The sequence below is a fragment of the Pseudomonas sp. AB39(2026) genome (assembly GCF_059831485.1).
The window spans coordinates 4,193,439-4,217,312 of sequence record NZ_CP195212.1 but is presented as its reverse complement, the minus strand read 5'-3'; the positions used below and the strand labels follow the sequence as shown (position 1 = coordinate 4,217,312).

The 23,874-nt window shown below is 61.0% G+C and carries 21 protein-coding genes; 1 reads left to right on the top strand and 20 read right to left on the bottom strand.

The genetic code is table 11. From position 1 onward, the window contains the following. Positions 1-26: 26 nt before the first annotated feature. The 5 genes from surE to ACSAMW_RS19340 all read right to left on the bottom strand — a co-directional run bounded on the left by surE (position 27) and on the right by ACSAMW_RS19340 (position 4,338). A complete protein-coding gene (surE, locus tag ACSAMW_RS19360) occupies positions 27-776 on the bottom strand; it encodes a 5'/3'-nucleotidase SurE (protein ID WP_500591660.1) in 750 nt (249 codons plus the stop codon). 11 nt (positions 777-787) lie between these two features. Beyond that, the gene (gene truD / locus ACSAMW_RS19355) at positions 788-1,822 is read right to left on the bottom strand and encodes a tRNA pseudouridine(13) synthase TruD (protein ID WP_500591659.1); all 1,035 of its coding nucleotides are present in this window, start codon (positions 1,820-1,822) and stop codon (positions 788-790) included. Further along, positions 1,819-2,292: a 2-C-methyl-D-erythritol 2,4-cyclodiphosphate synthase gene (gene ispF, locus ACSAMW_RS19350; protein ID WP_500591658.1), complete on the bottom strand. Its 474-nt coding sequence runs from the start codon at positions 2,290-2,292 to the stop codon at positions 1,819-1,821. Before ispF ends, truD begins: the two co-directional genes overlap by 4 nt. A 74-nt stretch (positions 2,293-2,366) precedes the next feature. Further along, positions 2,367-3,215 (bottom strand): S-formylglutathione hydrolase, encoded by an 849-nt coding sequence (gene fghA / locus ACSAMW_RS19345; protein ID WP_500591657.1) that lies wholly within the window; start codon positions 3,213-3,215, stop codon positions 2,367-2,369. Between the two features lie 10 nt (positions 3,216-3,225). Further along, the gene (locus ACSAMW_RS19340; RefSeq protein ID WP_500591656.1) at positions 3,226-4,338 is read right to left on the bottom strand and encodes an S-(hydroxymethyl)glutathione dehydrogenase/class III alcohol dehydrogenase; all 1,113 of its coding nucleotides are present in this window, start codon (positions 4,336-4,338) and stop codon (positions 3,226-3,228) included. Positions 4,339-4,437: 99 nt separating this feature from the next. On the opposite strand from ACSAMW_RS19340, the gene ACSAMW_RS19335 reads away from it, so the two are divergent. Next, a complete protein-coding gene (locus ACSAMW_RS19335) occupies positions 4,438-5,322 on the top strand; it encodes a LysR substrate-binding domain-containing protein (protein WP_500591655.1) in 885 nt (294 codons plus the stop codon). 86 nt (positions 5,323-5,408) lie between these two features. Here the strand turns inward: ACSAMW_RS19335 and ispD are convergent, their stop codons facing one another. From ispD to bamA, 15 genes are all read right to left on the bottom strand, one after another. Continuing rightward, positions 5,409-6,095 carry a 2-C-methyl-D-erythritol 4-phosphate cytidylyltransferase gene (gene ispD, locus ACSAMW_RS19330; protein WP_500591654.1) on the bottom strand — a complete coding sequence of 229 codons (687 nt, stop codon included), beginning with the start codon at positions 6,093-6,095 and terminating at the stop codon, positions 5,409-5,411. After that, a complete protein-coding gene (locus ACSAMW_RS19325) occupies positions 6,092-6,370 on the bottom strand; it encodes a septum formation initiator family protein (protein ID WP_168082162.1) in 279 nt (92 codons plus the stop codon). The genes ispD and ACSAMW_RS19325 overlap by 4 nt, the downstream gene beginning before the upstream one ends. Before the next feature lie 148 nt (positions 6,371-6,518). After that, positions 6,519-7,808 (bottom strand): phosphopyruvate hydratase, encoded by a 1,290-nt coding sequence (gene eno, locus ACSAMW_RS19320; RefSeq protein ID WP_500591653.1) that lies wholly within the window; start codon positions 7,806-7,808, stop codon positions 6,519-6,521. 110 nt (positions 7,809-7,918) lie between these two features. Further along, complete coding sequence (kdsA, locus tag ACSAMW_RS19315; protein ID WP_168082166.1) at positions 7,919-8,764, bottom strand: 3-deoxy-8-phosphooctulonate synthase; 846 nt, start codon at positions 8,762-8,764, stop codon at positions 7,919-7,921. 3 nt (positions 8,765-8,767) lie between these two features. Further along, positions 8,768-10,396 (bottom strand): CTP synthase, encoded by a 1,629-nt coding sequence (gene pyrG / locus ACSAMW_RS19310; RefSeq protein ID WP_500591652.1) that lies wholly within the window; start codon positions 10,394-10,396, stop codon positions 8,768-8,770. A gap of 273 nt (positions 10,397-10,669) precedes the next feature. Continuing rightward, positions 10,670-11,989 (bottom strand): tRNA lysidine(34) synthetase TilS, encoded by a 1,320-nt coding sequence (gene tilS / locus ACSAMW_RS19305; protein ID WP_500591651.1) that lies wholly within the window; start codon positions 11,987-11,989, stop codon positions 10,670-10,672. A 51-nt stretch (positions 11,990-12,040) separates the two neighbouring features. Beyond that, a complete protein-coding gene (locus ACSAMW_RS19300) occupies positions 12,041-12,988 on the bottom strand; it encodes an acetyl-CoA carboxylase carboxyltransferase subunit alpha (RefSeq protein ID WP_168082172.1) in 948 nt (315 codons plus the stop codon). Between the two features lie 152 nt (positions 12,989-13,140). Further along, the gene (gene dnaE / locus ACSAMW_RS19295; protein WP_500591650.1) at positions 13,141-16,662 is read right to left on the bottom strand and encodes a DNA polymerase III subunit alpha; all 3,522 of its coding nucleotides are present in this window, start codon (positions 16,660-16,662) and stop codon (positions 13,141-13,143) included. 78 nt (positions 16,663-16,740) lie between these two features. Then, on the bottom strand, positions 16,741-17,376 hold the full coding sequence (gene rnhB, locus ACSAMW_RS19290; protein ID WP_500591649.1) for a ribonuclease HII: 636 nt from the start codon (positions 17,374-17,376) through the stop codon (positions 16,741-16,743). A gap of 13 nt (positions 17,377-17,389) precedes the next feature. After that, entirely contained in the window at positions 17,390-18,520 is a 1,131-nt protein-coding gene (gene lpxB, locus ACSAMW_RS19285) for a lipid-A-disaccharide synthase (protein WP_500591648.1), read from the bottom strand. Further along, on the bottom strand, positions 18,520-19,296 hold the full coding sequence (gene lpxA / locus ACSAMW_RS19280; protein WP_500591647.1) for an acyl-ACP--UDP-N-acetylglucosamine O-acyltransferase: 777 nt from the start codon (positions 19,294-19,296) through the stop codon (positions 18,520-18,522). The genes lpxB and lpxA overlap by 1 nt, the downstream gene beginning before the upstream one ends. Beyond that, entirely contained in the window at positions 19,293-19,733 is a 441-nt protein-coding gene (fabZ, locus tag ACSAMW_RS19275) for a 3-hydroxyacyl-ACP dehydratase FabZ (protein ID WP_168082182.1), read from the bottom strand. Before fabZ ends, lpxA begins: the two co-directional genes overlap by 4 nt. A gap of 120 nt (positions 19,734-19,853) precedes the next feature. Next, positions 19,854-20,915: a UDP-3-O-(3-hydroxymyristoyl)glucosamine N-acyltransferase gene (gene lpxD / locus ACSAMW_RS19270; protein WP_500591646.1), complete on the bottom strand. Its 1,062-nt coding sequence runs from the start codon at positions 20,913-20,915 to the stop codon at positions 19,854-19,856. Further along, positions 20,912-21,415, bottom strand: a complete 504-nt coding sequence (locus ACSAMW_RS19265; protein ID WP_500591645.1) for an OmpH/Skp family outer membrane protein — start codon at positions 21,413-21,415, stop codon at positions 20,912-20,914. The genes lpxD and ACSAMW_RS19265 overlap by 4 nt, the downstream gene beginning before the upstream one ends. Before the next feature lie 46 nt (positions 21,416-21,461). Then, complete coding sequence (gene bamA / locus ACSAMW_RS19260; RefSeq protein WP_500591644.1) at positions 21,462-23,819, bottom strand: outer membrane protein assembly factor BamA; 2,358 nt, start codon at positions 23,817-23,819, stop codon at positions 21,462-21,464. Positions 23,820-23,874 lie beyond the last annotated feature (55 nt).

Sequence of the window (23,874 nt, the reverse complement as noted above, 5' to 3'; positions counted from 1 at the left end):
GTGAAGCAGGTCGTTCTGCCCACGCATCAGTTCAGCCCCTCCAGCCAGGCACCCAGTGTTTCGAACGCCGGGTAGAAGGTGCGATCCAGCTGCAGCGGCGTCACGGACACATAGCCTTGCATCAGTGCATGGAAGTCTGTGCCAGGCCCGCCATCCTCCGCATCCCCAGCGGCGGCTATCCAGTAGCCTGGCTTGCCACGCGGGTCTACCACCAGGCTAGGGCGGGCCGCGCGTGCGCGATGCCCCAGCCGGGTAAGGCGGATGCCACGGATTGCACTCAGGGGAAGGTTGGGCACGTTCACATTGATCAGGGTACGTGGGGGTAGCGCCAGCTCGGCCTGTGCCTGTATCAAGGTGCGAGCATACCAGGCTGCCGAAGGCAGGTTGTCCAACTGCCGGGAGGCCAGTGAAAAAGCGAAGGAGGTACTGCCATTGAACCGGCCTTCCAGGGCAGCAGCCACGGTGCCGGAATAAATCACGTCATCCCCCAGGTTAGCCCCCAGGTTGATACCGGAGACAACCAGGTCGGGTGCGTCTTCCAGCAAGGCGTTCAAACCCAGATGAACGCAATCGACCGGGGTGCCGTTCACGCTGATAAAGCCATTGTCGAGCGTTACCGGGTGCAACGGCCGGTCGATGGTCAATGCACTGCTGCAGCCACTGCGGTCCTGGTCTGGCGCTATCACCGTACAGTGGGCGAATTCCGCCAGCGCAGCATGGAGCGCGGCGATGCCTGGGGCGGTGACCCCGTCGTCATTGGAGATCAAGATACGCATGGGCTTTCCATCTACCCTGTCTGCACCAATTCGAACAGCTCTCTAACCACGACCGTGGCGAAGCATCCGGTGGGCAGGATGAAGTCCAGTTGCAGAATGTCAGGCTCGGGATAATGCCACGTCAACTCCCGGATGGGCAGCCGCAGAATGCGCCGTTCGTGATCCAGGCCCGCTTCGGCCAGCCAAGCGCACAGTGCCGCTTCGCCTGCTTCGATGCGTTGTTCCACGGCCAGCGTGCTACCTACCGCAGGCGAGCCCCCCCGGCCGCTCAAGGGCCCAGTGGGGTGCAGGTCCAGTGCCGCCAGGCGTGGGTCTGCGCACTCGGCCTCACCAGCGCCGAAAAAGCTGCGGCTATCGGTAAACGCCAACACATCCCCCACTTGGGCCTGGTTCCAGTTGCCTTGGCGCACGCGTTCGGCCAACACCTGATTGAACAAGTAGCTTCGTGCGGCGGACAGGATGCGCGAGCGCACGTTGCGCTGTTCAGGTAACCGCTGGTTAGCGGCATAGTGCCGTGCCTGCGCCAGGTTACCGCCCTCATGGCCGAAACGCTGTGGGCCATAGTAATTGGGCACACCCTGCTGCCTGATCCATTGCAACCGTTGCTCTATGGCAGCAGGGTCGGCTGCAAGGGACGTAAGACGCAGGGAAAAACCATTGGCCGAGTGAGCGCCGCGCTGCAATTTACGACGGTGCCGTGTGGCTTGGAGCACGCGCAGGCTGGCGTCCTGGGCGGCGTCCAGGTTGGGCTCGCCCTTGCCGGGCAGGTGCAGGCTGAACCACTGTCGCGTCAAGGCCTGGCGGTCCTTGAGCCCTGCATAGCTGATGGACTTGACCGGCACACCTGCAGCCTTCGCCAAACGGCGGGCGGCTTCCTCGGTGTTCAGCTCTCGCTTTTCCACCCACAACCACAGGTGCTCGCCTGCTCCCTCCAGGGGAATGTCCAGCACCTCATTGACTTGGAAATCTTCCGCTGTGGCCTTGAGCACAGCGCTACCCAAGGTATCGCCACAGGCACGCGGGCCTAGCAGGTAAGCGTCGTTCATGCCGTCAGCAACAAGGCGACCGCATGAACGGCAATGCCTTCCTCGCGCCCGGTAAAGCCCAGCTTCTCGGTTGTGGTGGCTTTGACATTCACGTGGTCTAGTTCAACCTGCAGGTCTTGGGCAATTGCAGTACGCATGGCGTCGATATGAGGGGCCATTTTCGGGGTTTGAGCCACGATCGTAGCGTCCACGTTACCCACTCGCCAGCCTTTGGCCTGCACCAGGGCTACCACATGGCGCAACAATGCGCGGCTGTCAGCGCCCTTGAAGCGGGGGTCTGTGTCGGGAAAATGCTTGCCGATGTCACCCAGGGCAGCCGCCCCGAGCAAGGCATCACTGAGTGCATGCAGCACTACGTCACCATCGGAATGGGCCACCAGCCCGGCGGTGTGGGCAATGCGCACCCCTCCCAAGGTAATGAAGTCGCCATCACCGAAACGGTGCACATCGTAGCCATGGCCGATACGCATAGAAAAACGCCCTGTTTGAGTCAGGGCGCGATTCTACCTTGCCGGGGCGGTATTGGGCACCGTTGTAGTGGAACCTAGCCTAGGCCCAGAGCGGCCGCATGGTGTTTCAAGTGGTCATCGATAAAGCTGGCGATGAAATAATAGCTGTGGTCGTAGCCCGGCTGGTGGCGCAATACCAGGGGGTAACCCACACCTTTGGCAGCCTTTTGCAGGGCCTCGGGCTTGAGCTGGTTGGCCAGAAAATCGTCCTTGTCCCCTTGGTCGACCAGCAGTGGCAACTGCTCCTCGGCCTGGCTCATGAGCACGCTGCTGTCCCATTCACGCCACCGGCTGCGGTCTTCGCCCAGGTAATGGCTGAAGGCTTTCTCCCCCCATGGGCAATCCATGGGGTTGCAGATGGGCGAGAACGCCGATATCGACCGGTAGCGACCAGGGTTGCGCAATGCACACACCATGGCACCGTGCCCTCCCATGGAGTGGCCAGCGATGGACCGCGCATCGCTAGCCGGGAAGTTGGCTTCAATCAGGCCCGGGAGTTCAGTGACCACGTAGTCATGCATCTGGTAATGCTGGGCATAGGGCGCCTGGGTGGCATTGAGGTAGAACCCGGCTCCCAGGCCAAAGTCCCAGGCGCCTTGCGGGTCGCCCGGGACATCTGGGCCACGCGGGCTGGTGTCGGGCGCCACCAGTATCAGCCCCAACTCGGCGGCCAAGCGATGAGCGCCAGCTTTCTGCATGAAGTTCTCGTCCGTGCAGGTAAGCCCGGACAACCAATACACCACCGGCAGCTTCTGGCCGGATTCGGCCTGGGGCGGGAGGTACACCGCGAACACCATGTCACATCCCAGGGTGCTCGAACGGTGCTTGTAGCGCTTGTGCCAGCCACCAAAGCTTTTCTGGCACGACAGGTTTTCAAGGCTCATGGCGTGCACCTCAGAAGTGGACAACGCTGCGAATGCTCTTGCCCTCATGCATCAGGTCAAAGGCTTTGTTGATGTCTTCCAGCGGCATGGTATGGGTGATGAAGGTATCCAGCGGGATCTCACCCTGCTCGGCCATTTCCACGTAGCTGGGCAGCTCGCTACGGCCGCGCACACCGCCAAACGCGCTACCCCGCCAGACCCGGCCGGTAACCAGTTGGAAGGGGCGCGTAGCAATCTCTTGGCCTGCGCCGGCCACACCAATGATCACGGACTCTCCCCACCCTTTGTGGCAGCATTCCAGTGCGGCGCGCATCAATTGCACGTTGCCGATGCACTCGAAGGAAAAGTCCACGCCGCCATCGGTCATATCGACGATGACGTCCTGAATGGGCTTGTCAAAGTCCTTAGGGTTTACGCATTCAGTAGCGCCCAGTTGGCGAGCGATCTCGAACTTGGCGGGGTTGATGTCGATGGCAATGATACGGCTGGCTTTGGCCTTCACGGCGCCCAGAATGGCTGACAGGCCGATGCCGCCCAGGCCGAAGATGGCCACCGTATCACCTGGCTTGACCTTGGCGGTGTTCAGCACCGCGCCGATACCAGTGGTTACGCCACACCCTAGCAGGCACACCTTTTCCAGCGGCGCCTCTTTAGGAATGCGTGCCACGGAGATTTCCGGCAGCACGGTGTACTCGGAGAACGTAGAGGTGCCCATGTAATGAAACAGCGGCTTGCCTTGGTAGGAGAACCGCGTGGTGCCATCGGGCATCAGGCCCTTGCCCTGGGTCGCGCGAATGGCCTGGCACAAGTTGGTCTTGCCAGACAGGCAGAACTTGCACTGACGGCATTCGGGAGTATAGAGCGGGATCACGTGATCCCCCACAGCCACCGACGTGACGCCCTCGCCCACGGCTTCGACGATCGCGCCACCTTCATGGCCCAGGATGCTCGGGAAAATACCCTCTGGGTCAGCCCCTGACAGGGTGTAGGCGTCGGTATGGCACACGCCACTGGCAACCACGCGCAGCAGTACCTCGCCCGCCTTGGGCATGGCAACCTCTACCTCTACGATTTCCAGCGGCTTCTTGGCTTCGAAGGCAACGGCGGCCCGGGACTTGATCATGGGAAATTCCTTGGTAGAAACAAAGAAGACAGTGTAATTCACCGCACTCCAGTGGATAATCGGCCAGCAAGGGAAACATTATTGCTGCTGAGGGACAATATGGCCGGTTTGCGCTGGGAGGGTATGGATGAATTCGTGGCAGTTGCTGAATTAGGGCAGTTCAACGCTGCGGCTGTTCAGTTGGGCGTGTCTTCATCGCATGTCAGCCGCCAAGTGTCCCAATTGGAAGAGCGCCTGCAAACGCGCCTGTTCTATCGCAGTACTCGCCGGGTCAGCCTGACCGAAGCGGGGCATACGTTCCTTCAGCATTGCCAACGCCTGCAGGACGGGCGCGAAGAAGCGCTGCGAGCCGTACAGGACTTGGGAAGTTCGCCCAAGGGCCTGTTACGCATGACCTGTGCGGTCGCTTACGGCGAGCGTTTCGTGGTGCCTCTGGTCACCGATTTCCAGGCCAGGCACCCGCAGTTGCAGGTGGATATCGAGCTGACGAACCGGCCACTGGACCTGCTCGATGAAGGCCTGGACCTGGCCATTCGGCTAGGCAGGCTGCAGGACTCTCGCCTGGTGGCCAGCCGCCTGGCGCCGCGGCGCATGTACCTGTGCGCTGCACCCGCCTACCTGGAGCAATATGGGCGGCCCCATAGCCTGTCCGAACTGAACCGACACAATTGCCTGATTGGCAGTACCGACCAGTGGCTGCTGTTGCAGGACACGCGGGAAATTACGGTACGGGTCGAGGGCAACTGGCGCTGCAACAGCGGCCAGGCGGTACTGGATGCCGCCCTTAAAGGCCTCGGGCTGTGCCAATTGCCGGATTACTATGTGCAGGAGCACTTGCGCAGTGGCGCGCTGGTCGCCCTGCTCGAAGCCCATCAGCCTCCCAACACAGCGGTATGGGCGCTTTATCCGCAACAGCGGCACCTGTCGCCCAAAGTACGAGGGTTGATCGAGCATTTGCGTGAGGGGCTTGGGAGGATTGCTTAGCTATATGGCATGCGGAAGGTGCCGGGCAGGTTCCCGGTCTTCGCCTTCGGCTACGCCCGGTCCTACAGCAGGATTCAGGCCGTAGGTTAGCGCTTCAACCAGGCCAGGTCTTCGGGCCGTGTGACCTTGATATTGTCGGCGCGCCCTTCGATCAGCCGGGGTGCATGGCCAGCCCATTCCATGGCCGAGGCTTCGTCGGTCACGTTTACCCCTGCCACCAAGGCGTCTGCCAGTGCACGTTGCAAAGGGCCCAGGCGGAACATCTGGGGCGTGAACGCTTGCCAGACCACACTACGGTCGAGGGTCTCGGCCACGCGGCCATCGGGGCCTGCGCGCTTGAGGGTATCCTTGGCGGGGACCGCCAGCAGGCCACCTACGTCGTCGTGCCCCAGCTCCGTCAGCAAACGTTCCAGGTCACTGGCCGCCAGGTTAGGCCGGGCCGCATCGTGAACCAGTACCCAATCCCGGCTGCCGGCGCCCAGCTCATTGAGCTTGAGCAAGGCGTTCAGTACTGAGTCGCAGCGCTGGCTTCCACCGATGACGCTGTGCAGGGTGCGATCCTGCGCACAGGCCAGCGCAGGCCACCAGGTGTCACCGGGCGCCAGGCTCACCACCAGGCCGCGCAGGTCTGGGTGCCCGAGAAAGCACGCCAAGGTGTGCTCCAGCAGGGTTTTGCCCGCGTAACTAAGGTATTGCTTCGGGCGGTCGGCTCTCATGCGCGTGCCAATGCCGGCAGCAGGGATAACCACCCAGAAAGAAACAGGAGGGGTCATTGGGTAATCTGATAGAGAGTTTCGCCGTCCTTGACCATGCCCAGCTCATGACGGGCACGTTCTTCAACGGTTTCCATGCCTTTCTTGAGTTCGAGCACCTCAGCATCAAGCACACGGTTACGCTCGAACAGGCGTTCGTTCTCGGCTTTCTGATCCGCGATCTGCTGCCTGAGGTCAGCGGCCTGGGCAAAGCTACCCGTGCCTACCCACAGCCGATGCTGCAACCCTGCCAGCAACAGACCAAGCACCAGAAATAACCAATAAGGACTGCGCATCGAAAGATCCAGGAAAAAATTCAGTCGCTTGCCGGATAGCATAAAGCCTGGCGAGCGCCAGGCTTCAGCATTTCAGCATCGCCGGGAAGCGATCAAGGCGACATCGGCCGGGCTACCCCTTCCCTGCCGCCTTTTTACCACTTCCTGATCAGCCGCGAAACTCGGCACGGCCACGGTAAGGGGCTTTCTCGCCCAATTGTTCTTCAATACGCAGCAGTTGGTTGTACTTGGAGACGCGGTCCGAACGGCACAGCGAGCCGGTCTTGATCTGGCCTGCCGCAGTACCCACGGCCAGGTCGGCAATGGTGGAGTCTTCCGTTTCGCCCGAGCGGTGGGAGATCACGGCGGTATAGCCAGCCGCTTTGGCCATTTGAATGGCTTCCAGGGTCTCGGTAAGGCTGCCGATCTGGTTGAACTTGATCAGGATGGAGTTACCGATCTTCTTGTCGATCCCTTCCTTCAGGATTTTGGTGTTGGTCACGAACAGGTCGTCACCTACCAATTGCACCTTGTCGCCGATCTTGTCGGTCAGTACCTTCCAGCCTGCCCAATCGGATTCATCCAGGCCGTCTTCGATGGAGATGATCGGGTAGCGTTCGGTCAACCCTTTCAGGTACTCGGCAAAGCCTTCGGCATCGAAGCTGTGCCCTTCACCGGACAGGCTGTACTTGCCCCCTTCGTAGAACTCGCTGGCTGCGCAATCCAGGGCCAGGGTCACGTCAGTGCCCAGCGTGTAACCGGCTGCCTCAATCGCTTCGGCAATCGCTTTCAAGGCATCTTCGTTGGAGGTCAGGTTCGGCGCAAAGCCACCTTCATCACCAACAGCTGTGTTCAGGCCACGCTTTTTCAGCACCGCCTTGAGGTGATGGAAAATCTCGGTGCCCATGCGCAGGCCATCGGCAAAGGTCTTGGCGCCAACCGGCTGCACCATGAATTCCTGGATGTCCACGTTGTTATCAGCATGCTCACCACCATTGATGATGTTCATCATGGGTACCGGCATGGAGTACACGCCTGGGGTGCCGTTCAGGTTGGCAATGTGCGCGTACAGCGGCAGGTCCTGGTCTTCAGCGGCAGCCTTGGCCGCCGCCAAGGAGACGGCGAGAATGGCGTTGGCGCCCAGGTTGGCCTTGTTCTCGGTACCGTCCAGGTCGATCATGGTGCGATCGAGTGCTTTCTGGTCGGCAGGGTCCTTGCCCATCAACGCATCACGGATGGGGCCGTTGATGTTGCCAACGGCCTTGAGTACACCCTTGCCCAAGTAACGGCTTTTATCGCCATCACGCAGTTCCAGTGCTTCGCGCGAGCCAGTGGAAGCGCCAGAGGGCGCGCAGGCGCGGCCGATGATACCGTTGTCCAGAAGCACGTCAGCTTCTACGGTCGGGTTACCACGGGAATCCAGAATCTCACGACCTTTGATGTCGACGATTTTTGCCATTGTTGTAAACACTCCAGATTGGACGAGAACGACGCAACGGGTTTGGCGCTGCAAGCGGCCTAAGCCACCACAACGCCAGAGAAAGCCGGTACTGACCCTCTGAACGACGGTCAGGCGGTCTCTATGATCGGGAAATGCTTGACCAGTTCATCGAGCGCCTTTAGCTGGGCCAAAAACGGCTCCAGCTTGCTCAGGCGCAATGCACAAGGGCCATCGCAGCGGGCATTGTCCGGGTCCGGATGGGCCTCCAGGAACAAGCCAGCCAACCCCTGGCTGATGCCGGCCTTGGCCAGGTCGGTCACCTGGGCACGCCGCCCGCCGGCGGAATCCGAACGCCCACCCGGCATTTGCAGCGAGTGGGTCACATCGAAGAACACCGGGTATTCGAACTGCTTCATGATGCCGAAGCCCAGCATGTCCACGACCAGGTTGTTGTAGCCAAAGCTCGACCCTCGCTCGCACAACACAAGCTGGTCATTGCCGGCCTCTTCACACTTGGTGAGGATGTGCTTCATTTCCTGGGGTGCCAGGAACTGGGCCTTCTTGATATTGATCACTGCATTGGTGCGGGCCATGGCCACGACCAGGTCCGTCTGCCGGGACAGGAAGGCCGGCAGCTGGATGATGTCGCACACCTCGGCCACTGGTGCCGCCTGGTGCGGTTCATGCACGTCGGTGATCACAGGCACGTTGAAGGTTTTCTTGATCTCTTCGAAGATCTTCAGGCCTTCGTCCAGGCCCGGGCCGCGGTAGGACGTCACTGAGGAGCGGTTGGCCTTGTCGAAGCTGGCCTTGAACACGTAGGGAATGCCGAGCTTCTCGGTGACCCGTACGTACTCTTCGCAGATCTGCATGGCCAGGTCACGGGACTCCAGCACGTTCATGCCGCCGAACAGTGCCATGGGCTTGTCGTTAGCCAGCTCGATGTTGCCAACGCGGATAGTCTTCTGTGCCATGGTTCAGCCCTTGTTCCGTTGTGCCAATGCCGCTTTGACGAAGCCGCTGAACAGCGGGTGACCATCACGTGGGGTCGACGTGAATTCCGGGTGGAACTGACAGGCAACGAACCAGGGGTGGTCATTGCCTTCCACCACTTCCACCAGCGCACCGTCGCCAGAGCGGCCGGAGATCACCAGCCCGGCGTCTACCAATTGAGGCAGCAGCTTGTTGTTCACTTCGTAACGGTGGCGGTGACGCTCCACGATCACGTCTTTCTGGTAGCAGGCGTGTACCTTGGAACCGGCTTCAAGCAGGCAGTCCTGAGCACCCAGGCGCATGGTGCCACCCAGGTCGGACGTTTCAGTACGGGTTTCCACCGCGCCGGTGGCGTCTTCCCACTCGGTGATCAGGCCCACGACCGGGTGGCCGCTGTTGCGCTCGAACTCGGTGGAGTTGGCATCGGCCCAGCCCAGCACATTACGAGCGAACTCGATGACCGCCACCTGCATGCCTAGGCAGATCCCCAGGTAAGGCACCTTGTTTTCACGGGCGAACTGTACTGCGCGAATCTTGCCTTCCACGCCTCGCAGGCCAAACCCGCCAGGTACAAGAATGGCGTCGACGCCTTCCAGCAGGCCGGTGCCCTGGTTCTCGATGTCTTCGGAGTCGATATAGCGCAGGTTTACACGGGTACGGTTCTGGATACCGGCGTGGCTCATCGCTTCGATCAGCGACTTGTAGGCATCCAGCAATTCCATGTACTTGCCGACCATGGCGATGGTGACTTCATGCTCGGGGTTGAGCTTGGCATCGATGACCTTGTCCCATTCGGCCAGGTCTGCGCTGCCGCACTGCAAGCCAAAGCGCTCCACCACGAAGTCGTCCAGGCCCTGGGCGTGCAGCACGCCTGGAATCTTGTAGATGGTGTCCACGTCTTCCAGGGAGATGACGGCACGCTCTTCCACGTTAGTGAACAGGGCGATCTTGCGACGCGACGACGCGTCCACCGGGTGGTCGGAGCGGCAGATAAGCACATCGGGCTGCAGGCCGATGGAGCGCAGTTCCTTCACGGAGTGCTGGGTTGGCTTGGTCTTGGTTTCGCCCGCCGTGGCAATGTACGGCACCAGGGTAAGGTGCATGAGCATGGCACGGCGTGCGCCCACTTCAACGCGCAACTGGCGGATGGCTTCCAGGAACGGCTGGGATTCGATGTCCCCCACCGTGCCGCCGATTTCCACCAGGGCCACGTCCGCGTCACCGGCGCCCTTGATGATGCGGCGCTTGATTTCGTCAGTGATGTGCGGGATCACCTGAATGGTGGCGCCCAGGTAATCACCCCGGCGCTCCTTGCGCAGTACGTGCTCGTACACACGGCCGGTGGTGAAGTTGTTGTTCTGGGTCATGGTGGTGCGGATGAACCGCTCGTAGTGACCCAGGTCCAGGTCGGTTTCGGCGCCGTCGTGGGTGACGAACACTTCACCGTGCTGGAAGGGGCTCATGGTGCCAGGATCGACGTTGATGTACGGATCCAGCTTGAGCATGGTGACCTTCAGCCCCCGCGCCTCCAGGATGGCCGCCAGAGATGCCGAAGCAATGCCCTTCCCCAGTGAAGAAACAACACCGCCCGTGACGAAGATGTAGCGCGTCATGAAAAACCCTAGAAGTCTGCGTTAAAGCGGTTGGAGCCGCCGGGGAAAGCAAGGAAAGCTCAACGCGGGGGCTGTGCCCGCCTGCGTGAACCCCGATACCCGCGACCTTGCCATGTACAGCTCGATGAATGCCACAGCCGGGCTCGCCGGCTGAAAGCCGCCGACAAACGCGTGTTGCAGGTTCGAACAGTGCACGGCAAAGACTGCCGGGTAATCGGCCAGCGCCCGCGGTTACATGAACGCGCAGAAGCTGTATCAAGAAGGGAGGGTAGTCTACCGGAAAGCGCCTTTCATCTCAAACACCCGGTCAACCGTCGGTGGCTGCCAGCGCAACTGGCCCGGCACGGAAGTCAACGCGGGCAGGTTCGCTACAGCCACCAAGTGCCCGTCTGCAAACAGCAACGGCAGGCGGCCCCGCACAAAACCAGGGACCTTCGCCTCATTGAGCAAACGCTTGAGGTCACGGCGCCGATGCGCCAACGCCAGGCGCTCACCCCCCTGGCGGTAGCGCACCTGAAGGTCGCCCAAAAGGGCTGGGCCGTCCCAGAACAGGCTGCCATTGCCAGGGAGCGCCAAGGGCGCCGCTATATTTTCCCAGGCGGGGGGCGCCGCCGGTACGTGCTGCCATGCACAAGCTAACCACCATATACGGTCGCCTGCCCGGCACAGGGTGCCATCGGCCAATGCCCACAGCGGCTGGGCATCGCCCGCCGCATCTCGCACCGCTGACCACCCAGCCCAATGGGCGGTGTCTGGCAGCCGCGTCAACGGCGCCAGCCAGGCTTGCAAGGCATTACGCTGGCGGGCCTCGCTCAGGGCCCGCAAGGGCGCCAGCGCCAACGATGGCAGCGGCAGCCAGGGAAAAGGCGGGGTGTCGCGTGCGGGCGCAAGGTCGTCCAGCGCCACGGCTTCAAGCAGGTCCAGGGCTTGGGCGAAATGCCCAGCACTACGGGCAAGGTTTTGCGAAGCCGCTGGCCAGCATGAGGTTAGGCGGGGGATGACATCATGCCGCAGGTAATTGCGCTGATGGCGATGGTCCTCGTTGGACGGATCGTCTATCCAGCTCAAGCCTTGGCCTTTGGCGTAGCCTTCCAACACCGTTCGGCTGACATCGAGCAGAGGGCGATACAGCACGCCGCGCCCCAACGGGCGATGGCTGGGCATGGCGGCGGCGCCCCGCACCCCTGCCCCACGCAGCAGCCGCAACAGCACGGTCTCTGCCTGGTCGTCCTGGTGTTGCCCGGTCAACAGCACCTCGCGTTCGCCCAGCGCGGCACCCAAGGCCGCATAGCGCGCCTGCCGGGCGGACTGTTCCAGGCTGGCGCCAGGCGCAACCTGTACCGCCAGGGTTTGGAAAGGGATGCCTAAGGGTTCGCACAGCTTGGCGCAGTGGGCAGGCCAACCCTGCGCGACCGCTTGCAAGCCGTGGTGGACATGGATAGCCCGGATAGGGGGCAAGGCGTGCTTTCGAGAAAGCGTGGCAAGGACATGCAGCAAGACCGTGGAATCCAGGCCACCCGACAGCGCGACGACCCAGCCAGGGGCATCACGCCAGGGGTGAAGGCTCGCGAGTACGTGCTCAGCAAGGTTCACTGGAACACCACCAGGCCAGCCGTACCCCAAAGGAGCACGGCAGGCAATGGTTTACAGGCCGTAGCTCATCAGCCGCTGGTAACGGCGATCGAGCAGCGCTTTGCTGTCCATCCCCTTGAGCATGTCCAACTGCTCGATAAGCGAAGCTTGCAGGGTCTGGGAGACCTTGTTCAGGTCGCGGTGGGCACCACCCAGAGGCTCATCGATCACTTTGTCCACGATACCCAGGCCTTTGAGCCGCTCGGCCGTGATACCCATGGCCTCGGCAGCGTCGGGCGCCTTGTCAGCGGTTTTCCACAGGATGGACGCGCAGCCCTCGGGCGAGATCACTGAATAGGTAGAGTACTGCAGCATGTTGAGCTGGTCGCACACACCGATGGCCAGCGCACCACCGGACCCGCCTTCGCCAATCACGGTTGCGATGATGGGCGTTTTCAAGCGGGCCATCACGCGCAGGTTCCAGGCGATGGCCTCGCTCTGGTTACGCTCTTCAGCGTCGATACCTGGGTAGGCACCTGGGGTGTCGATGAAGGTGAGGATGGGCATCTTGAAGCGCTCGGCCATTTCCATCAGGCGGCAGGCCTTGCGATAGCCCTCAGGGCGGGGCATGCCGAAGTTGCGGCGTACCTTCTCGCGAACCTCACGGCCCTTCTGATGGCCGATCACCATGACAGGCTGCCCATCGAGCCTGGCCGTGCCACCCACGATAGCCGCGTCGTCGGAGAAGTGACGATCACCATGCAATTCTTCGAATTCGGTGAAGAGCTGCGGGATGTAATCCAGGGTGTAGGGCCGGCGCGGGTGGCGCGCCAGGCGAGCGATCTGCCAGCTGGTCAGGTTGCCGAAAATGCTCTCGGTCAGCGTACTGCTCTTTTCCTGAAGGCGAGAGATCTCATCGCTGATGTTGAGCGAGTTGTCGTTGCCGACAAGGCGCAGCTCTTCGATCTTGGCTTGCAGGTCAGCGATTGGCTGTTCGAAATCCAGGAAATTCGGGTTCATAGGCTTCCGTCTAGGGTCGACGGCCAGTTGGCCGGTTGATCCGTTTGGCGCCATACCATACGGAAGTGGCGCCTTGAGGTCGAGATGTAAAAAAATAATGCGCGTGCTGATCTGGCCAGAGCGCAGGCTGAGGCAGGGTCACTCGCCCTGGTTCAACGATAATTCAAAAAGACGTTCTCCCGCCCAAACTGGTCACGCAGGGCCTGGATAAGGCTGTCCGCCGGGTCGATACGCCATTGCTCGCCAAACTGAAGCAGCGCCCGGGCCTCGCTGGAGGTGTAGTCCAAGGTGATCGGGCAGGCACCCCGATGCTTGTTGATCAGGGTGCCCAGCCAGTTGATACGGTCACCCGCCAGCGCCTTGATGTCCACTTTCAGGCGCAGGCTTTCAGCCAGCTGGGTACGAGCATCTTCCATGCTTAGCACACGTTTTACCCGAAGGCGCAGGCCGCCGGAAAAATCGTCATTGCTCACCTCGCCCTCAACCACCACCACCGTGTCGGTTTGCAGCAGGGCTTGTGCGCCATGGAAGGCATCGGCGAACAAAGAGGCTTCGATGCGCCCGGAACGGTCGTCCAGGGTGATGAACCCCATCTTGTCGCCCTTTTTGTTTTTCATGACCCGTAGCGCGACCACCATGCCTGCAACGGTCTGTGTATCCCGAGCGGGCTTCAAGTCGATGATGCGCTGGCGGGCAAAGCGGCGGATTTCGGTTTCATATTCATCGATCGGGTGCCCGGTCAGGTACAGCCCGAGGGTGTCCTTCTCGCCCTTCAGGCGCTCCTTGAGCGATAGGGCGCGCGCTTTCCCGTAGTTGGCGTACACGTCGGCCTCGGTATCGGCAAACACGCCACCAAACAGGTCCACATGGCCGCTGTCCTGGGTACGGGCCGTTTGTTCGGCCGACTTGATAGCTTCTTCCATGGCCGCCAGCAGCACTGCACGGTTACGGTCGATAGTGGCTTGGTAGGCTTTGGGCTCGTCATGGAAGTGCGGCCCGAGGCGATCCAGAGCGCCGCTACGAACCAGGGCGTCCAGCGTGCGCTTGTTGATGCGCTTGAGGTCTACCCGTGCACAGAAGTCGAACAGATCCTTGAACGGCCCACCGGCACGTGATTCCACGATGGCTTCTACCGGCCCCTCCCCTACGCCCTTGATCGCGCCCAGGCCATACAGGATGCGGCCGTCATCATTCACGGTGAACTTGAAGTCCGAGGTGTTCACGTCCGGGGCGTCCAGGCGCAGCTTCATGCTGCGCACTTCCTCGATCAGCGTGACCACCTTGTCCGTGTTGTGCATATCTGCTGACAGCACTGCCGCCATGAAGGGCGCGGGGTAGTGGGTCTTGAGCCAGGCGGTCTGGTACGACACAAGGCCGTAGGCCGCCGAGTGGGACTTGTTGAAGCCATAGCCGGCAAACTTTTCCACCAGGTCGAAGATGTTGCCGGCCAGGTCTGCATCAATGTTGTTGTTGGCACAGCCTTCGATGAAACCGCCGCGCTGCTTGGCCATTTCTTCGGGTTTTTTCTTACCCATGGCCCGGCGCAGCATGTCGGCCCCACCGAGCGTGTACCCCGCCATCACCTGGGCGATCTGCATCACCTGTTCCTGGTACAGGATAATGCCGTAGGTGGGGGCCAACACCGGCTTGAGCCCTTCGTACTGGTAGTCCGGGTGCGGGTACGCCAGTTCGGCGCGGCCGTGCTTGCGGTTGATGAAGTCGTCCACCATGCCCGACTGCAGTGGGCCTGGGCGGAACAGTGCCACCAAAGCGATCAGGTCTTCCAGGCAGTCTGGCTTAAGCTTTTTGATCAGCTCTTTCATGCCACGCGATTCAAGCTGGAACACAGCCGTGGTTTCGGCCTTCTGCAGCAGGCTGTAGGTCGGCTTGTCGTCCAGCGGAATGAACGCGATGTCCAGCGGCGGCTCGTTCACCTTGGCGCGGTCGCGGTTGATGGTGCGCAGCGCCCAGTCGATGATGGTCAGGGTTCGCAGCCCCAGGAAGTCGAACTTCACCAGGCCGGCGGCTTCCACATCGTCCTTGTCGAACTGGGTTACCAGGCCATCGCCGGCTTCGTCGCAGTAGATGGGCGAGAAATCCGTCAGCTTGGTCGGCGCGATTACCACGCCACCGGCGTGCTTGCCCACGTTACGGGTAATGCCTTCAAGCTTGAGGGCCATGGCCCAGATTTCGGCGGCCTCCTCGTCGGTCGCCAGGAAGTCCCGAAGCATTTCTTCCTGCTCGAAGGCCTTTTGCAAGGTCATGCCAACTTCGAACGGGATCATCTTGGACAGGCGGTCGGCCAGCCCGTAGCTTTTGCCCTGTACCCGCGCCACGTCCCGCACCACAGCCTTGGCGGCCATGGAACCGAAGGTAATGATCTGGCTGACCGCATTGCGGCCGTATTTGTCGGCCACATAGTCGATCACGCGGTCGCGGCCGTCCATGCAGAAGTCCACGTCGAAGTCGGGCATGGACACCCGTTCCGGGTTCAGGAAACGTTCGAACAGCAGGTCATATTCGAGCGGGTCCAGGTCGGTGATCTTCTGCACGTAGGCCACCAGGGAGCCCGCACCTGACCCTCGGCCAGGGCCTACCGGCACGCCGTTGTTCTTGGCCCACTGGATGAAATCCATCACGATCAGGAAGTAACCGGGGAACCCCATCTGGATGATGATATCCAGCTCAAAATTGAGCCGGTCCACATACACCTGGCGCTTGGCGTCGTAGTCCTCGGTCGTGTCCTTGGGCAGTAGCACACTGAGGCGTTCTTCCAGGCCATCGAAAGACACTTTGCGGAAATACTCATCGATGGTCATGCCATCGGGAATGGGGTAGTCCGGCAGGAAGTGCGTGCCCAGTTTCACCTCGATGTTGCAGCGCTTGGCGATCTCCACCGTGTTTTGCAGGGCGTCGGGCAGGTCGCTGAACAGCTCGGCCATTTCCTCCGGGCTTTTGAGGTACTGTTGGTCACTGTAGTTACGCGACCGGCGGGGATCGTCCAGGGCACGGCCTTCGCCAATGCACACGCGTGTTTCGTGAGCGTCGAAGTCTTCGGCCTTGATGAAGCGTACGTCGTTGGTGGCCACCAGCGGGGCACCCACCCGATCAGCCAGGGCAACGGCGGCATGCAGGTAGTCTTCATCGCCAGCCCGGTTGGTGCGCTGCACTTCCACATAAAAACGGTCTGGAAACACGCCCATCCAGTGGCGAAGCAATGTTTCAGCCTGAGCCGGATCGTTGCCCAGCAAGGCCTGGCCGATTTCCCCTTCCCTGGCGCAGGACAGGGCGATAACACCCTCGCTGGCCTGAGCCACCCACTCGCGTTCAATGATGATAAGGCCGTTGCGCTGGCCTTCAATGTAGCCACGGGAGATCAGCTCAGTGATGTTCCGGTAGCCCTGGGCATTCATCGCCAGCAGGGAGATACGGCTTAGTGGGGAGTCCGCCCCGGCACCGGCCAGCCAAAGGTCGGTGCCGCAGATGGGCTTGATGCCCGCACCCATGGCGGCTTTGTAGAACTTCACCAGCGCACACATGTTGCTGTGGTCAGTGACCGCGACCGCCGGCATGTTCATGGCCGCCAGGGATTTGACCAGCGGCTTGATCCGTACCAGCCCGTCTACCAGGGAGTATTCGGTGTGCAGGCGAAGATGTACGAAAGAAACCGACATGGACGTTCCGTTGGCTTAGAAAACGATAGCGGGGCAGTGTACCGGCGGCGGCGCGCGATTGCAGCCGCCGTTCAGGCGTCAGGCTTGGGCAAAGCCTGCGTCGCGGGCTTCGAAGGCCGCACGCACGGGCGCAAACGAGCGCCGATGAATAGGTGTCGGCCCCAGCCGGGCCAGGGCTTCCAGATGGACGGCCGTGGCATAGCCTTTGTGCCCGCCCAAACCGTAACCGGGATAGATCAGCTCGAAGGCTGTCATTTCACGGTCTCGGCTGACCTTGGCAAGAATGGACGCCGCTGCGATGGCAGGCACTTTGGCGTCGCCCTGAATCACTGGCGCACTGGGTACGGCCAGCGCAGGGCACCGGTTGCCATCGATCAACGCCATGCGTGGCGTGATATGCAGGCCGGTCACTGCTCGTTGCATCGCCAGCATGGTGGCATGCAGGATGTTCAGCCGGTCTATTTCGTCGACCTCGGCCCGGGCGATGTGCCAACTGAGCGCCTTTTCGATGATTTCCTCGTACAGCGCTTCGCGCCGGGCCTCGGTGAGCTTCTTGGAGTCGTTCAAGCCGTGGATAGGGCGAGCAGGGTCCAGAATGACCGCTGCCGTGACCACAGCCCCGCATAGGGGGCCACGGCCTACTTCGTCTACACCGCAGACCAGTTCTTCGACCAGGGTGTAATCCAGGCCCATCTGTAATTGTGTCGGTTTCATGTGGTGTTCCTGGTCAGCGTGCCAGCAGTTGCAGCACCGCTTCGGCTGCCTGGTTGGAAGCATCCTGACGAAGCGTGCGATGAATGGCGTCGAATGCCGCTGTCTGTACCTGAGGCTGGTCCAGCAAGGGTAGCAGGGCCTCGGCCAATGCCTGGGGGGTGGCGGCGTCCTGCAGTACTTCAGGCACCAGGGCGCGCTGGGCCAGCAGGTTCGGCAAGGACACATAGGGGCTGGTGACCATGCGCTTGAGTATCCACCAGGTGAGGGGTGCCAAGCGGTAGGCCACCACCATTGGGCGCTTGTACAGCAGCGCTTCAAGTGTGGCAGTGCCGGAGGCGATCAATACCGCGTCACAGGCCGCAAGCGCCGCGTGGGACTGCCCGTCCAGCCAGGTGATAGGCAAGGACCGGTCACCCAGTGCCTCCTCAAGCTGCACACGGCGCTGTGGGCTGGCGCAAGGCAGCACAAAGCGCAGGCCCGGCCGGGCTGCCAGCAGGCGCTCGGCAGTTTCAAAGAACAGGGCGCCCAACCGGCGCACCTCGCCCCCGCGGCTACCTGGCATCAGTGCTACCACCGGCCCTTCAAGGGGCAAGCCGATGGCCTGCCTAGCCTGGCTACGGTCTGCCTGCAAGGGAATCTGGTCTGCCAGCGAATGGCCCACGAACTTCACAGGCATGCCCTGCTCTTCATAGAACCTGGCCTCGAAGGGGAACAGCGTCAGCATGAGGTCGCAGCCTTGGCGGATCTTCAGCACACGCTTCTGCCGCCACGCCCACACGGACGGGCTGACGTAATGCACGGCCTTGATGCCCTCCTGGTGCAGACGTGCCTCAATGGCAAGGGTGAAGTCCGGTGCATCGATACCGATGAAGACGTCCGGGCGCGCGTCCAGCAAGGTCTGGATCAACAGCTTGCGCCGTGCCAGCAGTTCACGCAGGCGGCCCAGCACTTCCACCAACCCCATGACCGCCAGGCGTTCCATAGGGAAATAGGACGCAAGCCCCTGGGCCTCCATCAATGGCCCACCCACTCCAATAAAGCGCACATCGGGGTGCCGGGCTTTCAAAGCGCGCATCAAGCCAGCGCCAAGAATGTCGCCGCTTGCCTCACCTGCTACCAATGCCACGCATAAGGGCGCTGGCATCAGCGGGTGATACCGCGCGTGGCTTCGCGAATGGACGCCGCGAACAGGGCCACTTCGGGACAGGCCTTGCTGGGTTCTTCCAGCAAGGCCAGCGCCTGCTCAATGGTTAGCCCCTGGCGGTACACGACTTTATAGGCATTGCGTAACTGGTGAATGGTGGTGTCACTGAAGTTGCGCCGGCGCATGCCTTCGAAATTCATGCTGCGTGCCTCGGCCGGGTTGCCAGATACCGTGACGAAGGCAGGTACATCCTTGCCGATGGCGGTGCCCATGCCTGAGAAGCTGTGAGGGCCGATATGGCAGTACTGATGCACCAGGGTATAGCCAGAGAGTATGGCCCAGTCACCCACATGCACATGCCCGGCCAGCGCCACATTGTTGACCAGGATGCAGTGGTTGCCGATCACGCTGTCGTGCCCGATGTGAGCATAGGCCATGATCAGGTTATGATCGCCCAAGGTCGTTTCAAACCGGTCCTGTACCGTTCCGCGATGAATGGTCACGCCTTCCCGTATAACGTTATGGTCGCCAATGACCAGACGGGTCGCCTCACCCTTGTACTTCCGGTCTGGCGTGTCCTCACCGATGGATGAGAACTGGTAGATGCGGTTGTGGCGACCAATACGCGTGGGCCCACGCAGCACTACGTGAGGGCCGATGACCGTCCCTTCGCCGATTTCAACCCCTGCGCCGACGATCGACCACGGGCCCACCTCGACGCCTTCAGCCAGTACGGCTGAAGGGTCGATGATTGCACGAGGGTCGATCAAGCTCATAGTTTGCGTTCCGCACAGATGATTTCGGCCGAACATACCGGCTTGCCGTCTACGGAGGCGCTGCAATCGAACTTCCAGATCTGCCGTTTGCAACTGATGAAGCGCGCTTCAAGAATCAGCTGGTCCCCCGGTGTAACTGGCTGGCGGAAGCGCAGCTTGTCCGAACCTACGAAGTAATACAGGGTGCCATCAGCCGGTTTCACATCCAGCATCTTGAACCCGAGAATACCCGCAGCCTGAGCCATGGCCTCGATGATCAGTACACCGGGCATGATTGGGTGCGCGGGAAAATGACCGTTGAAGAAAGGCTCATTGATGCTGACATTCTTGTAGGCGCGAATGCGCTGGCTTTCTACATCCAGTTCAACTACCCGATCCACCAGCAGGAAGGGGTAGCGATGCGGCAGGTATTCGCGAATCTCGTTGATGTCCATCATATCGGGGGAAAGCCTGTATAAAAGAGGGAGAGCGCCCAAGCCCGCGGGTTGCCAGGTGCGGCACTCCTTTGCTTCAGCAGCGCGGTCTAGCGGTGATGCGCAACTGACATTGAAAAGCAATCAGCCATCTGATGATCCGTCACTGGCCTGGGTCACCGCCTCGATTCGCTTTTCTGCCTGAGCAAGGCGACGGTACATGTCGTCCAGCTGACGGATACGCGCTGCGCTTTTGCGCCATTCGGCAGCCGGTTGCATGGCCGTACCGGAGGAATAGGCCCCTGGTTCGGTGATGGACCGCGTGACCATGGTCATACCTGTTACGAAGACGTTGTCGCACAGCTCTATGTGGCCAACCAGGCCAACCCCGCCTGCCAGCATGCAATGCTTGCCGATCTTGCTGCTTCCTGAAATGCCTACACAGGCGGCCATGGCCGTGTGGTCACCCACCTGTACGTTATGGGCGATCTGGATCTGGTTATCCAGTTTCACGCCATTGCCAATCAGGGTGTCGGCCAGGGCGCCGCGGTCCACGGCGGTATTTACACCGATTTCCACATCATCCCCCAGGGTGACGCCACCGACCTGGGCGATTTTCTGCCATACGCCTTTCTCGTTGGCGAACCCGAACCCTTCGCCGCCAATGACAGCACCCGACTGTATAACCACCCGCTTGCCGATGCGCACATCGTGATAAAGCGTTACACGAGGCGCCAGCCAGCCACCCTCGCCCACCACACTGCGGGCACCAATGACGCAGTGGGCACTCAGCGTTACACCTGCGCCAATGACCGCCCCACTCTCGATTACCACGAACGGGCCCACGCTGGCGGTAGGGTCTACCTGTGCATCAGGGGCCACTACCGCGCTGGGGTGAATACCTGCCGGGGCTCGGGGCTTCGGGTCAAACCGGTGAGAGATGCGCGCGTACGCCAGGTAAGGGTCCGGCACTACAAGGGCATTGCCCTGAAAGCTTTCGGCATCCTCACGCTTGAGCAGCACGGCGCCCGCCTGCGTGGTCGCCAGGTGCTTGCGGTATTGGGGGTTGGCCAGAAAGCTCAGCTGAGAAGGGCCGGCCTCCTGCAAGGTGGCCAGCCCATCGATCAGTTGCCCCCGGGCGCCGACGACGTCGGCCCCCAGGGTATCGGCGATCTCGCCGAGGGTAAGGCTAGGCGTCATCATCACTTCGTCTGGTTCATGCGCTCGATGACTTGGCGAGTGATGTCGTACTGAGGCTTGACATCAATGACTGCGCCACGCTCAAGCACCAAATCAAAACCACCAGACTTGATCACGCTTTCTACCGCCTGATCCAGCTTGGGCTTGAGCACCTTAAGCATGTCACGGTCAGCCGAGGCCTTGGCTTCGTTCAGCTCCTTGGACTGGAACTGGAAGTCACGAGCTTTTTGCTTGAAATCAAGCTCCAGGCGCTCGCGCTGAGGCTGCTGCATCTTGTCCCCACCCTTGACCAGTTGGTCCTGGATGTCCTTGGCGCTGCTTTCCAGGCTTTTAAGTTTGGTCAGCTGAGGGCCGAACTTCTTCTCTGCATCAACCGCGTACTTTTTGGCCGCGTCCGATTCGAGCAGGGCCATTTGATAGTTCAGCACCGCAATTTTCATTTCTGCGAAGGCCGGGGTTGCGAACAGCGCCGCGGCCACGATAACCAGTTGAGTCAGCTTGCGCACAGTAGAACTCCTGCGAAGTCGTTGTGTAGGTGCCAGGGCGTGACGCTTAGAACGTCTGCCCCAACGAGAATTGGAAGATCTGGGTTTCGGCTTCTTCGGGCTTTTTCACCGGCATTGCCAAGCTGAAGCTCAACGGGCCAAGGGCGGTGATCCAGGTCACACCCAAGCCGACCGACGACGCCATGTTGGAGAAGTCAATGGAACCGCAGTCCTTGGTGTTGACCGGGTATTGAGCACTCTTGGTGGTGTACTGGCACTTGGAATCGAACACATTGCCCACGTCCCAGAACAGCGAGGTGCGCAAGGACTTTTGGTCCTTCACGAACGGCATCGGGAAGAGCACTTCAGCACCACCGGTGATCATTACGTTACCGCCGAAGGCCAGGGAATCCTGATCAGGGTCATTGAGGGCCGCTGTACTGCGCGGGCCCAGGGTGCTGTCCTTGAAGCCGCGTACGGAGTTGAAGCCGCCGGCGTAGTAGTTCTCGTAGAACGGCAGGCCATCGGTGGAACCATAGCCGTCGCCATAACCCAGCTCGGTATGGAAGCGCAGCGTGTAGTTCTCAGTCACCGGCGTGAACAGCTGCCCTCGGTAGTCCACCTTGTAGAACGACAGGTCGCTGCCCGGCGTGGTGGTTTCCAGGGTCAGGCTCTGGGAGTGGCCACGGGTTGGCAGGGTGCCACGGTTCAGGGTGGAGTCCGACCAGCCTACGGATGCCTTGAAGTTAGTGAAGCTGTCGCCCTCACGCTCGATGAAGTCGTAGATCTCGCCAACGGTATAGGTGCCGGTGTTGATCTCATCCTTCTGTACGGTAAGGCCGAAGGTAAGGCGCGAGGTTTCGCTGATGGGGTAGCCGAAGTTCAGGCCGGCACCCAGGCTATCCACTGCATAGCTGGCCACGTCGACGTCTAGGTCGTCGTAGTCGGTTTTACGGTAGAAAGCGTTGTAGCCCAGGCTCACGCCGTCTGGCGTGTAGTAAGGGTCCACGAAGCTGAAGTTGTAGCGGCTCTGATATTCGGAACGGGTAAGGCCAATGCTGACCTTGTTGCCCGAGCCCAGGAAGTTGCTCTGGCTGATCGAACCGCCCAGGATCAGGCCGGCGCTCTGGGCAAAGCCCACGCTGGCGGTGATCGAGCCGGAAGGTTGCTCTTCGACGGTGTAGTTCACGTCCACCTGGTCGTCGGTGCCAGGCACCGCCGGTGTTTCGACGTTCACTTCCTTGAAGTAGCCCAAACGCTCCAGGCGCGTCTTGGACTGGTCGATGAGGTAGGTGGACGCCCAGCCCCCTTCCATCTGGCGCATTTCACGGCGCAGCACTTCGTCTTCGGTCTTGGTGTTGCCGCGGAAATTCACACGGTTCACGTAGGCGCGCTTGCCGGGGTCTACCGCGAACGTGATGTCTACGGTGTGATCGTCATCGTGAGGCTGTGGCACGCCGTTGACGTTGGCAAAGGTATAGCCTTCGTTGCCCAGGCGCCGAGTGATCAGTTCCGAGGTAGAGGTCATGACCTTGCGCGAGAACACCTGGCCTGGCTTGACCAGCAACAGGTCCTTGATCTGGTCTTCGGGGACCTTCAGGTCACCACTGAGCTTGACGTCGCGAACCTTGTACTTCTCGCCTTCGTTCACGTTAACCGTGATATAGACGTGTTTCTTGTCCGGCGTGATCGACACCTGGGTGGACGCGATGTCCATGTTGATGTAGCCGCGGTCCAGGTAGTAGGAACGTAGCCGCTCAAGGTCACCCGACAGTTTTTCGCGCGCGTACTTATCGTCGTTCTTGAAGAACGACAGCCAGTTGGTGGTTTTCAGTTCGAAGAGGTCGACCAGGTCGTCTTCGGGGAACACGGTGTTGCCCACCACGTTGATGTGCTGGATGGCCGCGACCGTGCCTTCGTTGATCTTGATCTTCAGGCCTACGCGGTTGCGTGGCTGGGTGACCACCTCGGTGTCCACCGTGGCGGAATAACGACCCTGGGCCACGTACTGGCGCTGGAGCTCGTTACGCACGCCTTCAAGGGTAGCGCGTTGGAAGATTTCGCCTTCGGCCAGGCCGGACTGTTTCAGGCCCTTGAGCAGGTCTTCGGTCGAAATGGCCTTGTTGCCCTCGATCTCGATGCTGGCAACCGATGGCCGTTCCACCACGTTGATCACCAGGACGTTACCATCACGGCCCAGTTGAATGTCCTGGAAGAAACCGGTCTTGAACAGCGCGCGCGTGGAATCCACCAGCTTGCTGTCGTCGGCCTGCTCGCCCACGTTCAGGGGCAAGGCGCCGAAGACGCTGCCGGCAGAGACGCGCTGCAGGCCATTGACTCGGATATCGGAGATGGTGAAGGACTCGGCGTGAACTTCGGTGACCATCAGTGCGGACAGCACCGCAGTAAGCAGCAGACGTTTCATGAAGTCCTTTCTTATTCCAACTGGCAATAAACAAACTGCCGCATAGGCGGCAGGT